A 12,248-nucleotide genomic window follows, 5' to 3' on the forward strand; every position below is an offset into this window, starting at 1 on the left:
GTGGACTCTTTCAGACGTTCCGTGAAAAGGAGGCGCACCCTACACCAAAGTGGTGATCGGGTGACAACATCTTCCGCCCGCCCCCTGGATCAACCCTATGTGGCGGCCTTGACGATGGCCGCGAAGTCGCCCGCCTTCAGGCTCGCGCCCCCGACAAGCGCCCCGTCGACATCCGGCTGGCTCAGCAATTCCGCGGCGTTGTCCGCCTTCACGCTGCCGCCGTACTGGATCCGCACCTGCCCGGCCGTCTCACCGTTGTACAGCCGCTCGAGCAGGCCCCGGATCGCCGCGTGGACCTCCTGCGCCTGCGCCGCCGTGGCGTTGCGTCCGGTGCCAATGGCCCACACCGGCTCGTAGGCCAGCACGAAGCTGGCCACATCCTTGGCCTCGAAGCCCGCCAGCGCTCCACGCACCTGGCGCTCCACCACGGCCAGCGTCTGGTCCGCCTCGCGCTCGGTCAGCGTCTCGCCCACGCAGATGATGGGCGTCATGCCGGCCGCGCGGACCGCCTTCGCCCGCTTGTTCACCTGCTCGTCGGTGTCCCCGAAGAGCTGCCTGCGCTCGGAGTGGCCCACGATGACGTAGGCGCACCCCAGCTCGGCCAGCATCGGCGCGGAGATTTCTCCGGTGAAGGCGCCCGAGGACTCCCAGTGGCAGTTCTGCCCCGCCAGCGCCAGCGGCGCGCCTTCCAGCGCGACGTGCAGCGGCTGCAGCGCCACGAATGGCGGCGCCACCACCACCTCCACGGTGTCCCCCAGGGAGGCCACCAGGCCGCGCAGGTCGCGCACCAGCGCCAGCGCCTCCGGTACCGTCTTGTTCATCTTCCAGTTGCCAGCAACGATCTTCCGGCGACGCGCGGTGGCCATGGGGTCCCCCAGGGGTGTGTGGTGTGTCCGACGTGAAGACTACCGCGTCTCCAGCGCCTTGATGCCCGGCAAGTCACGCCCTTCCAGGAATTCCAGGGACGCGCCTCCACCAGTGGACACATGGCTCATCTTGGACGCGAAGCCCATCTGCTCCACGGCCGCGGCGCTGTCACCGCCGCCGATGACGGTGGTGGCCTGCGAGTTGATGGACATGGCGGCGGCGACGGAGCGGGTGCCCTCGGCGAACTTGGGCACCTCGAACAGGCCCATGGGCCCGTTCCACACCACCGTCTTCGCGTCGCGGATGTGCTGCGCGTAGATGGCGCGTGTCTTGGGACCGATGTCCAGGCCCATCATGTCCGCGGGAATCACGTTGTCCGGCGTCTCCTTCGCGACGCTGTTTTCCGTGGGCTCGGTGCCCACGATGTGATCCACCGGCAGGACGATGGGCGTCTTGAACCGGGCGGCGGCCTCCAGCAGGCGCGTGGCCAGCGACAGCTTGTCGCCTTCGACGCGGGACTTGCCCACCTCCACGCCCTGCGCCTTCAGGAAGGTGTACGCCATGGCGCCACCGATGAGCAGCGCGTCCACCTTGGGCAGCAGGCTCTCGATGACCTTGATCTTGTCGCTCACCTTCGAGCCACCCAGGATGGCCACGAAGGGCTTGTCCGGGTTCTTGAGCACCTTGCCCAGGTACTCAATCTCCTTGCGCATCAGGAAGCCGGCCGCCTTCTCCTTCACGAAGGGCACCATGCCCGCGGTGGACGCGTGGGCGCGGTGGGCGGTGCCGAAGGCGTCGTTGACGTAGACATCCGCCAGCGAGGCCAGCTCGCGGGCGAACGTCTCGTCGTTGGCCTCCTCTTCCTTGTGGAAGCGGAGGTTCTCCAGGACGACCACCTGGCCTTCCTTGAGCTCCTTCACCTGCTTCTTCACGCCGTCACCGACGCAGTCGTCGGTGAGGATGACTTCGTGCTTGCCGCCGAGCAGCTCGGCCAGCCGCGCGGCGACAGGCTCCAGCGACAGCTTCGGATCCGGCCCCTTGGGGCGACCGAGGTGGGAAGCCAGGATGACCTTCCCGCCCATGTCGAGCGCGCGCCGGATGGTGGGCATCGCCTCGCGGATGCGGGTGTCGTCGGACACGCGCCGCCCTTCCATGGGGACGTTGAAGTCCACCCGGATGAAGACGCGTTTTCCGGTCAACTGCAGGTCGTCGATGTAGCGGATCATCTTGGTCATTCCCTCTCGGTGCCCTGAACGCCCTTGGGACTAGACGCCCTTGGAGACGAGGAACTTCGCCGTGTCGACCATGCGGTTGGAGAAGCCCCACTCGTTGTCGTACCAGGCCATGACCTTGAGGAGGTTGTCGCCCACCACGAAGCAGTTGGTGGAGTCGAAGATGGCCGAGTGCGGGTTGCCGTTGTAGTCCACCGACACCGTCTGAGCGTCGCTGAACTCCAGCACGCCCTTGAGCGGGCCGGCGGCGGCCTTGCGGAACGCCTCGATGACGGCCTCGGCGGTGACCTTCTTCTCGGTGTTCACCGTCAGGTCCACCAGGGACACGTTCGGCGTGGGCACGCGGACGGCCAGGCCGTGCATCTTGCCCTTGAGCTGCGGAATCACCTCACCGATGGCCTTCGCGGCGCCGGTGCTGGTGGGGATCATGGAGAGCGCGGCGGCGCGGGCGCGGCGCATGTCCTCGTGGGTGAGGTCCAGGATGCGCTGGTCGTTGGTGTAGCTGTGGACCGTGGTCATCAGGCCCTTCTCGATGCCGAAGTTGTCCACCAGGACCTTGGCGATGGGCGCCAGGCAGTTGGTGGTGCACGAGGCGTTCGAGATGACGTGGTGCTTGGCCGGGTCGTACTCGTTGTGGTTGATGCCGTAGGCGATGGTGATGTCCGGGCCCTTGGCCGGGGCGGAGATGATGACCTTCTTCGCGCCCGCCTTCAGGTGCTTCTCCGCCGCGTCGCGCGCGGTGAAGCGGCCGGTGCACTCCAGCACCACGTCCACGTTGAGGCTCTTCCAGGGCAGCGCCGTGGGGTCCTTCTCCGCGGTGACGGTGATCTCCTTGCCGTCCACCACGATGCCCTTCTCCGTGGCCTTCACCTCGCCCGGCCAGGTGCGGTGCACGGAGTCGTACTTGAACAGGTGCGCCAGCGCCGCCGGCTTGTCGAGGTCGTTGATGGCGACGATCTCGAGGTCTTCCTTGCGGCTGAGCACCGCGCGGAGGATGCAGCGACCGATGCGGCCAAAGCCATTGATGGCAATCCGGGTAGCCATGTTCGTCGTCTCCTTGAGCTGTGGGCGCCAGGCGCCCACGGGTCTTCACGTCAAAATCGAGGGCGGCCGACCGTAGGCATCGCGACCGGCCGAGTCAACGCCCGGCAACATCCCCGCGACGGCGCGCACGCCGAAGCTGAACAATCACCCCGAGCAACAGCCAGACGGCCGTGCCCGTTCCCCCACCCGCCCCGCAGCCACAGCCGGAATCACCCAGCGGATAGAACTGGGGCAGCACCCCCAAGACGCGCGGCTCGGGCTCGGGTTCCGGCTCCGGTTCGGGCTCCGGTGGCGGGTGCGGGTCCACGCCGCGCGCCGCCACGCAGGAGGTGAGCAGGCCCGGCGCCGCGGATTCCTCGGCCGGAGCAGCGGGCGGCTCGGTGAGCAGGCCCGCCTGCACCAGGAACGAGGACATGAGCCCGGCGCGCTGCGCGGAGCTGACGATGCCCTCGAAGGGCACCCCCAGCAGCAACACCCGGCCGTTGGGCGCGGAGGCCACCCCCGCCGCCCACTCCGTTCCCGGGTAGCGGAGCACCGGCGTCCCACCCGAGGCGGGCGTCAGCACGTCCGTGGCGCCCACCGCGTAGGCCCCGCGCGTGCCGTCATCCAGCCCCACCCCCGTCAGTTGCGCCAGCCAGCCGTCCGGCACCCCTTCCACCGACAACGCGGGCGTGCCACTGCCCGGCGAGGCCCGGAGGATGTCGGAGAGGAACGTCTGGTCCTCGGCCGAGCCCACCGCGAGCGCGGACGCCACATGGCTGCCCGACAGCAGCAGGTGTCCGCCCTGCATCACGAAGCCGCTCAGCGCGTCCTGCTCCTCGCGCGAGGGCCGGGCGCCCGCCACGCCGCCCCGTCCAGTGAACCAGTCCACCAGCGGATACGGCGCGCCCACCGTCACCAGCCGCGCCGCCACCGCCGCGCGCGTCGCGCTGTCGAAGGCATGACCCGCGTGCGCCAGCGCCGCGCCGTGACGGCGCACGTAGGTGCCGTCGTTCATCGTCTCCACCAGCAGGCGCACCGGCGCCTCCAAATCATAGGCGTCCAGGGGTTCGGCGCAGGCCTGGGACGCGTCGAGGCGCTCGAAGCCATTGACGACCAGCACCGGCGCTTCGGCGCCACCCGGCGTGCGCACGCCCACGGTGGCGGAGGGGAAGCCCTCGCCGCCCGCGTTGAGCGCGGCCACCCGGAAGTAGCGCGCCGTTCCCGGCGCCAGCGTGAGGGTGAAGGCCGTGCCCGCCTCGTCCGTGCCGTCGTCCCAGCCCAGGCCATCCGCGCTCTGATAGACGCGGTACCCCGTCGGCGCGTCACGGCCCTCCTCGTCCGGGTTCGCCGGCGGCGCCGCCCAGCGGACCTCCACCGTGCCGCCGGTGCCGTTGAGCGCGGCGACCGCGTCGGGCGCGTCGGGCGGCAGGACGACGGGCACGCCGTCCCGGGCGGCGTAGTACTTGATGAGGCCCTGGAGGATGGCGCGCGCGGCCACCCGGCGGAACGCGGGCTCCTTCAGCCGGTTCGAATCGGTGACGTTGTCGTGGTAGGCGATCTCCAGCAGCACGGACGGCATCTCGTTGTTGTGCGTGGGGTTCACCTCGCCCAGGTTGGCCGAGCGCAGGTTGCGCGTCCGCCAGTTCGGGTCCACCTCGCGGCGCAGGTCCGTGCCCAGCTCGGCCAGCAGCGCCCGCGCCAGCACGTCACTGCCCGGGAAGCCCGTGAAGTTGAGCGTGCCGTCCACCGGGTTGGGCCCGTACACGTAGGCCTCCGTCCCCGACACGTTGCCCGTGGTGGACGCGTTGGTGTGCCACGCCACGTACACCGCGTCCTCGCCCTCCTCGTGCAGCCACGCGGCGAAGCGCGGGCGCGCGGTGACGTCCGCGTTGCGCTCGTTGGACAGCGCGTTGGCGCCCGTGGGCGCGTAGACGGTGGCCGGAGCGCCGCTGAACTGCACGTGGTAGCGCGCCGACTCCTCGTAGCGAGGCCGCGCCAGCGGCGCCATGGCGGCGTCGCCGATGACGCCACTGCCACCACCGAAGCGCACCGCGTCCAGCGACAGCGTGCCGCCCTCGGCGGTGTCGTTCAGCGCCACCACCGCGCCGGAATCCAGGTGCTGCCCCGCCTTGAAATAGAAGCGGCCCAGCAGCACCCACGTCCCGCCGTGGCGGCGCTGGTTGACGCGGAAGTGGCTCTCACCGCCCGCGTGCTTCACCACGTAGTGCGCGTCCGGGGCGCGCGCCGGGTCCGCCACGTAGGAGACGTAGACGTTGTAGCTGCCGTCCGCGGGAATCTCCGGGGCCCAGGTCGCGCTCGCGGTGGCGGCGCGCGCGGAGGCCATCACCCGCGTCGTGCCCAGCGAGAAGGGCTCCACCGCGTTGCCCATGGGCGTGGCCGGCGTGGCCCAGCCGGACTGCGAAGACACCTCGAAGCCCTCGCCCTCCTCCGAATATCCCGGCTGCCCGTCGTCGACGATGACCATGCGCGGGTTGAGGTCCGGCTCGCGCACCGGCACCACGGTGGCACCGGCGCCCGTCAGCATGGGCAGCAGGTACTGGTTGAGCACCTCGGCGGAGATGAGGTCCTCCACCACGGCCCAGGTGTTCGGCCGCTGCGTGGCCCAGCGATTCAGCGGCGCGCTGCGCGTGAAGCCGTGGCCCGGGCTCAGGTACACCACCTTGCCGGACAGCGAACCGGTGCGCTGACGCGTCTGCGGAACGCCCGACTTCGTCCCGGCGCGTGACGGCTGCTCACGGCGGACGACAGGCGGCTCCTGGGCGGACAAGCGCCGCGACTCGTGGGGACGCGGCCCGGGCATGGGCACGTACTCCACGCCCGGCGGCTCCAGACCACACGCGCCTTCATCCAGCGCGTGGTCATGCGCGACGGAATCCGCGCGGGCCAGGGAGGAAGTCAACACCAGCGCGAGAAGTGCGCCACCCAGACGGACACGTTGGAGGTAGGAAGGGGCATTCACAGGGTCGGACCATACCCCTTCACACCGGCGGGGCAATCGCTCCCGCGGGTGCTAGCCTGCTCCGCGCTTCCGTCATCGATGAACGCACCTCCCCGGCCACCCGCCTCGTTCCCTCCCCGCAACGGCTCGGGGCTCCTCGCCTCCTTCGGTCATGCGTGGGCGGGGCTCATCCACACCGTCATCTACCAGCGCAACATGCGCGTGCACCTCATCGCCGCCGTGCTGGTGGGACTGGTGGGCAGCGGCATCGCGCTGGGTCTGGCGGAGAAGGTGACGCTCATCTTCTGCGTCCTGCTCATCTTCTTCGCGGAAATCCTCAACAGCGCGCTGGAGCACCTGGTGGACCTGGCCGTCCAGCAGTTCGACGAGAAGGCCCGGCTCGCCAAGGACGCGGCGGCCGCGGGCGTGCTGGTGCTCGCGCTGGGCACGGTGGTCATCTTCGCCGCCATCCTGGTGCACAACTGGGACACGGTGCGCGAGAGCACCGATGCCATCGTCCGGCAGGTCGCGCTGGGCATCCCGCTGACGGCCTGTGTCCTGGTGCTGGTGCATCCCCGGCCGCGCCCCCTCTGGGTGGACGTGGCCGCCTTCGCCGCCGGAAGCGGGCTGATGGCGTTCCAGGCCCTGGAGACGGCCAGCAGCGTCTTCAGCGCCCTCACCGCGGGTCTGCTCTTTGTCGCCGGCGCGGCTGCGTACCAAAGGAGGCGGGAGCAGGCAGCGCCCCGGGCCTGATTCCTCAGTCAGCCGAAATGAAAAGACCGGCCAGCGCCGGTCCCTTGAAGCCCTCGTGCTGCCTCCACACGCGGGGCGGGAGCCCCGAAAACCCGTCCGGAGCCCGCGCGCCCGCGCAGGAGAACCTCCAAGGACCTCAAGCCTGCGGCCGAAGCTCCGGCGCCTGCTCCTGGGCGGCCTGGACGGCGGCGGCCTTGTCACCTTCCTTGAGGTCCACGGTCACCAGCTCGAGCAGCTCCGTGGCGATGCCAATCACCTGGTGCGGGGTATAGCCGCTCGCGCGAAGCTGGTTGAAGAAGGTGCGCGCCAGGATCCGGGTGCCCTTTTGATCGGTGCTCAAGGTCAATGCCTCCAAAGCGGCCGGGAAGAAGCGGCGCCGCCTAATCACGCCACGGCCCTACTTCAACCCCCGTGCCACCCATTCTCTTCCAAACGGATTCCTCAACATTTCCCAAGGGTTGAAGTACACCAGGGCCCCGAACGGCCCTGAAGGGCAGTGCGAACGCGGTTGCGCAGTCGTCGGCGGTACGGGGGATTGGCGCGGGGGGGTGCATCAGCGGGTTCGCACCCGGATTTCAAGGGCTTGCAATCTTTCAACGGGGCGGCGACATACGCGCCCCACCAGGAGTGGACGGCAATGGCGTATCGGGTGAACAACATCGGGCTGTGGCTGGACGAGCCGGAGGAGCTGCTCGGTCAGCGGGCCGCGGAGAAGCTGGGCGTCACCCGCTCCGACCTCGCGTCCGTGCGCGTGGTGCGCTCCGTGCTGGACGCGCGCAAGAAGGGCAGCCCGCGCTACATCTACACGCTGGAGGTGGAGCTGGCCCGGGGCAAGCAGCCGGCGAAGCTGCCGCCAGACGTGGGCGAGACGCCCCCCGCCCCCGAACCCCTGTCGCAGGTGAAGGCGCCGGAGCAGTGGCCCATCATCGTGGGCACGGGCCCCGCGGGGCTCTTCGCGGCGCTGGGGCTGCTGGAGCGCGGCGTGCGCAGCATCCTGCTGGAGCGCGGCCGTGAGGTGGTGGCGCGCCGCAAGGACGTGGCGAAGCTCATGCGCGACGGCACGCTCGACCCCGAAAGCAACATGAACTTCGGCGAGGGCGGCGCGGGCGCGTACACGGACGGCAAGCTGTCCACGCGCATCAACCACCCCATGGTGCGCAAGGTCATCGAGGCCTTCGCCCGCTACGGCGCGCCGGACCAGATTCTCATCGACGGCAAGCCGCACATCGGCTCGGACCTGCTGCCCGGCGCGGTGGCCAAGCTGCGCGAGGAGCTCATCGCCGGCGGCTGCGAGGTCCACTTCAGCACGCGCGTGGACGACCTGCTCTACAAGGACGGCCGCGTCGCCGGCGTGAAGCTGTCCGACGGCCGCACGCTGGAGAGCAACCGCGTCATCCTGGCCCCCGGCAACTCCGCGCGGGAGTTGTATGAGCGCTTCGCCGCCGACGGCCAGGTGCTCGTGGAGGCCAAGCCCTTCGCCCTGGGCTTCCGCGCCGAGCACCCGCAGGCGCTCATCAACGGCATCCAGTACGGCAGCGCCGCGAAGAACCCGCGCCTGCCGCCGGCGGACTACAAGCTGGCGGAGAACCTGGAAGTGGATGGCGAGGTGCGCGGCGTCTACTCGTTCTGCATGTGCCCCGGCGGCATCGTGGTGCCCACGCCCACCCAGGACGGGCTCCAGTGCACCAACGGAATGAGCAACTCGCGGCGCAACGCGCGCTACGCCAACGCGGGCATCGTCGTGTCCGTGTCGGTGGCGGACTTCGAGCGCGAGGGCTTCCGCGGGCCGCTGGCGGGCCTGGAGTTCCAACGCCACTGGGAGAGCAAGGCGTACGAGCTGGGCGGCGGGAAGTTCTACGCCCCCGCGCAGACGATTCCGGACTACCTGGCCGGGCGCGTGAAGAAGGACCCGGGCGGCACCAGCTACCGCCCCGGGCTGGCGCACGTGGACCTCAACCGGCTCTTCCCGGAGCGGCTCACCGAGTCGCTGAAGCAGGCCCTGCGCACCTTCGAGCGGAAGATGCGCGGCTTCAACAGCGAGGAGGGCAAGCTCATTGGCATCGAGAGCCGCACCTCCTCGCCGGTGCGCATCACCCGCGGCGAGGACATGCAGTCGGTGTCCATGAAGGGCCTCTACCCGGCGGGCGAGGGCTGCGGCTACGCGGGCGGCATCGTGTCGTCCGCCATTGATGGACTGCGCGTCGCTGAGCAGATTGCCACCGAACTGTCCTGACGGACGGCCGGGAGGAGGGCTCATGGGATACGTCGTGCGAACGCCGGAGGGCGAACTGGTCTACCCCAGCCTGCTCGATGTGGAGCGGGCCTACGTCCAGGGGCTGGTGGACCCGGATGACGAGGTCCGGGAGGAGACGGGCACTGCCTGGCGCAAGGCGGCGAGCCTCCCGGCCCTGGCGGCGGCACGGCCCCCACGCTCGGGGGTGATGCAGCGCGGGCAGATATTCAAGGTGGCGGCCGTGGTGCTGCTGAGTGTCGTGGCCCTGTCATTGGTGTTCCGCGACAACCTCCAGATGCGCGGCCTGGGCATCGTCCTGGCGCTGGCGGCCAGCACCCTGCTCTTCCAAATCACCACCAAGGCCTTCAAGCGCGCGCCCTCGGGCGGTTGACCGCCCGCCTGCCCCTCGACGTGGCGCTCCGGGACGGGCAGCCATCCCCGAGCAAGCGCCTCATGTTCTCCCCTGGCAGCACGCCGTGGGCGCCAATGCCCACGGCCCGCCGCGAGAGGAGCGACCCACCGTGCTGAGCACCTATCTGTCCCGCGACGCCGCTCGCCGTTTGCGCCATGGAGCGCCGTGGCTTCGCCGAGAGGACATCGTCTCCATGGAGGGGACGCCGCAGCCAGGAGAGCCCGTGCAGTTGCGGGACGAGGATGGCTCGGTACTGGGCCTGGGCGACGTGGACCTGGAAGCCTCGTATGCGGTGCGGCGGCTCGGCCAGCCAGACGAGGTGGTGGAAGGACTCATCCCCCGCCACCTCCGCCACGCTTTCGAGCGCCGCGGGCGGCTGGTGGATGATCCGCGCTTCTGCCGCGTCGTCAACGACGACGGAGACGGCCTGCCCGGCCTCATCGTCGACCGCTACGACACCCACTTCGTGGTGCAGACGCTCACGCGGGCCATGGACGCGCGCCAGGCGGAGCTGACCCGCGCGCTGACGGAAGTGGCCGGCGCCGGCTCGGTGCTGCTGCGCAACGACACCACGCGGCGCAAGGCGCTGGGCCTGCCCACGCAGCGCCCCCATGTCCTCTACGGCACCCCGCCCCGCTGGTGCCGGCTGCTGGAGCTGGGCGCGCGCTTCACCGTGGACCTCACGTATGGCCAGGGCACGGGCTACGCGTATGACCAGCGCGAGGTGCGCCGCTTCGTGGCGCGCATGGCCCAGGGCTCGCGCGTGCTCGACGTGAGCTGCGACGTGGGCGGGCTCTTCGTGCACGCGGGCCTCCATGGCGCGCGGCACATCCTCGCCTTCGACGCCAACCCGGACGCCGCGGACCTGGCCCGGGAGAACGCGGAGGCCAACGGCCTGCTGGGCCGGGTGACGGTGGAGACGGGCAAGCCGCTCCAGGTGCTTCGCGCCGTCCGGGACACCTTCGATCTGGTGTTGCTGGACACCCTCAGCGCTCAGACGGATGAGGAATTCGTGGAACTGCTGCGTCATGCCTTGCGCAGGACGCGCCACGGAGGCTGGCTGATGGTGACCGGGTACCATCCGCCCCTCCCCCAGGGCAGCTTCGATGACCTGGTGGCCACCGCCTGCGAGGGCGAGGCGCGCATCGCCACCCGGCTGGCCCGCCCGGGGCTGCCGCCGGACCATCCGACGCTCGCCGGCTCCCCTGGAGCCGAATACCTCGACGCGGTGGCGCTGGAAGTGAGTTGAAGCGGCCCCCCGCGCGGCTTCTGGAGTGGTAGTGTCCGCCGCCGCAATGACCAACGAAAACGTGCCCGAGTCCGCGCCGCCCACCCAGGAAGGTTCCGTGGAGACCGTCCGCAAGGTGTATGCGGCCGACCTGCGGGAGAAGGACCGCGTCAATACCGTCTTCCGCGTCACCAAGAAGGAGAAGGTGACGGCCCGCAGTGGCAAGGTGTTCGTCGCCGCCACGCTCGTCGACAAGAGCGGCGAGGTGGACGCGCGAATCTTCGACCAGGTCGACGCGCTCGAGCCCGTCTTCCAGGTGGGCGACTACGTGCTCATCCAGGGCAACGTCATCTCGTTCCACGGCCGCACGCAGGTGGTGGTGGAGGCCCTGGAGCGGCTGGACCCGGAGCCGCTCGACGCCAAGGAGTTCGAGCCGCCCCCGGCCCCGCCCGCCGAGGCGAAGCCCGAGGCCAAGGCCGCCGCCGAGCCCAAGCCCGCCCCGAGCCCAAGGCCGAGAAGGCGGAGAAGGCCGACAAGGGCGAGGCCCGGGGCAATGAGGGTCCGGGTGGCGCGCGCGCCGCCGGCCTCATCCGGGAGATGGTCACCGAGCGCATCGGCGACACGTACGTGAAGCAGCTCGTGCTCGCCTTCCTGGACGACCCGAAGGTGGCCGCGGGCCTGCCGGTGGCCCAGGGCGCCCGGGGCACGCACCACACGTGGCGCGGCGGCGTGGCCGAGCACATCCTGTCCGTGATGCGGCTGACGCTCCGCGTGTCGGACCAGTACCCCATGGCGGACCGCGACCTGCTCCTGGCCGGCGCGCTGCTGCAGCAGGTGATGAAGACGGTGGACGCCTCCGAGTCCTCGGACGAGAGCCGGCTGGTGGGCCACATCGTCCTCACCGCCCAGAAGCTGCGTGAGAAGGTCCTGGCCATCCCGGGCTTCCCGCCGCTGCTGGAGCAGCACCTCACGCACCTGATTGTCTCCCAGCACGGGGACGCGCCGCACAGCCCCAAGTCGCCGGTGACGCTGGAGGCGCAAATCCTCCACTCGCTGGAGTCGCTGGACGCGCGCATCGCCTCGTGGCTGGAGGCCATGCAGCGCGACTCGCACGACCGGTGGACGGACTCCGTGCGCCCCTACGAGCGTCAGCTCTGGAAGGGCCCGTCGCCCACCTCGCGGGGCCGCGCCCCGGTGGAGGGCGGAGGCCGCCGCAAGGCCCGCGAGGAGAAGCGCAAGGCCCGGCCGGAGAAGCCCCAGCAGCAGGGCACCCCGGCGGAGGGCGCGCCCCAGGAGCAGCAGGCGCAGCAGCAGCGTCCGCCGCGCAAGGAGCGTCCGCCCCGTGAGGACCGGCCGCCCCGCGAGGAGCGCCCGCCGCGTGAAGAGCGCGCGCCCCGTCCGCCCCGTGAGGAGCGCCCGCCGCGTGACGCGAGCTCGCTGCCCAAGGAGCTGACCTTCAAGCCGTTCAGCGCGCTGACGTCGTTACCGTCCGACTCTGGCAAGGGCGGCGAGGGTTCCTCGGAGAGCTGAGGCAGGCC

Annotated in this window: 11 protein-coding genes; 6 read left to right on the forward strand and 5 right to left on the reverse strand. The window is 70.5% G+C overall.

Annotation, left to right across the window (positions count from 1 at the left end):
• Window positions 1-95: 95 nt before the first annotated feature.
• The 4 genes from tpiA to A176_RS20265 form a co-directional block, all read right to left on the reverse strand.
• The gene (tpiA, locus tag A176_RS20250) at window positions 96-866 is read right to left on the reverse strand and encodes a triose-phosphate isomerase (RefSeq protein WP_002634981.1); all 771 of its coding nucleotides are present in this window, start codon (window positions 864-866) and stop codon (window positions 96-98) included.
• 39 nt (window positions 867-905) lie between these two features.
• Window positions 906-2,093 (reverse strand): phosphoglycerate kinase, encoded by a 1,188-nt coding sequence (locus A176_RS20255; protein WP_002634980.1) that lies wholly within the window; start codon window positions 2,091-2,093, stop codon window positions 906-908.
• A gap of 39 nt (window positions 2,094-2,132) precedes the next feature.
• Window positions 2,133-3,143, reverse strand: coding sequence for a type I glyceraldehyde-3-phosphate dehydrogenase (gene gap / locus A176_RS20260; RefSeq protein WP_044890149.1), 1,011 nt, complete (start codon window positions 3,141-3,143; stop codon window positions 2,133-2,135).
• Window positions 3,144-3,237: 94 nt separating this feature from the next.
• Complete coding sequence (locus tag A176_RS20265; protein ID WP_002634978.1) at window positions 3,238-6,105, reverse strand: golvesin C-terminal-like domain-containing protein; 2,868 nt, start codon at window positions 6,103-6,105, stop codon at window positions 3,238-3,240.
• A 78-nt stretch (window positions 6,106-6,183) separates the two neighbouring features.
• Between A176_RS20265 and mprA the strand changes: the two genes are divergently transcribed.
• On the forward strand, window positions 6,184-6,837 hold the full coding sequence (gene mprA, locus A176_RS20270; RefSeq protein WP_002634977.1) for an MprA protease, GlyGly-CTERM protein-sorting domain-containing form: 654 nt from the start codon (window positions 6,184-6,186) through the stop codon (window positions 6,835-6,837).
• Between the two features lie 136 nt (window positions 6,838-6,973).
• On the opposite strand, the gene A176_RS20275 is transcribed toward mprA, so the two are convergent.
• Entirely contained in the window at window positions 6,974-7,177 is a 204-nt protein-coding gene (locus tag A176_RS20275) for a hypothetical protein (protein WP_021781277.1), read from the reverse strand.
• A gap of 297 nt (window positions 7,178-7,474) precedes the next feature.
• Here A176_RS20275 and A176_RS20280 point away from each other — a divergent pair, with 297 nt between their 5' ends.
• The 5 genes from A176_RS20280 (at window position 7,475) to A176_RS41070 (ending at window position 12,240) form a co-directional block, all read left to right on the forward strand.
• Window positions 7,475-9,070 (forward strand): NAD(P)/FAD-dependent oxidoreductase, encoded by a 1,596-nt coding sequence (locus tag A176_RS20280; RefSeq protein ID WP_002634974.1) that lies wholly within the window; start codon window positions 7,475-7,477, stop codon window positions 9,068-9,070.
• Window positions 9,071-9,092: 22 nt separating this feature from the next.
• Window positions 9,093-9,461, forward strand: a complete 369-nt coding sequence (locus tag A176_RS20285; RefSeq protein WP_002634973.1) for a hypothetical protein — start codon at window positions 9,093-9,095, stop codon at window positions 9,459-9,461.
• Between the two features lie 130 nt (window positions 9,462-9,591).
• Entirely contained in the window at window positions 9,592-10,731 is a 1,140-nt protein-coding gene (locus tag A176_RS20290; RefSeq protein ID WP_002634971.1) for a class I SAM-dependent rRNA methyltransferase, read from the forward strand.
• A gap of 31 nt (window positions 10,732-10,762) precedes the next feature.
• The gene (locus A176_RS41065) at window positions 10,763-11,341 is read left to right on the forward strand and encodes an OB-fold nucleic acid binding domain-containing protein (RefSeq protein ID WP_338042768.1); all 579 of its coding nucleotides are present in this window, start codon (window positions 10,763-10,765) and stop codon (window positions 11,339-11,341) included.
• Window positions 11,308-12,240: a hypothetical protein gene (locus A176_RS41070; RefSeq protein ID WP_338042769.1), complete on the forward strand. Its 933-nt coding sequence runs from the start codon at window positions 11,308-11,310 to the stop codon at window positions 12,238-12,240. Before A176_RS41065 ends, A176_RS41070 begins: the two co-directional genes overlap by 34 nt.
• The last annotated feature ends 8 nt before the right edge of the window (window positions 12,241-12,248 follow it).

Source organism: Myxococcus hansupus (genome assembly GCF_000280925.3).
GTDB lineage: Bacteria > Myxococcota > Myxococcia > Myxococcales > Myxococcaceae > Myxococcus > Myxococcus hansupus.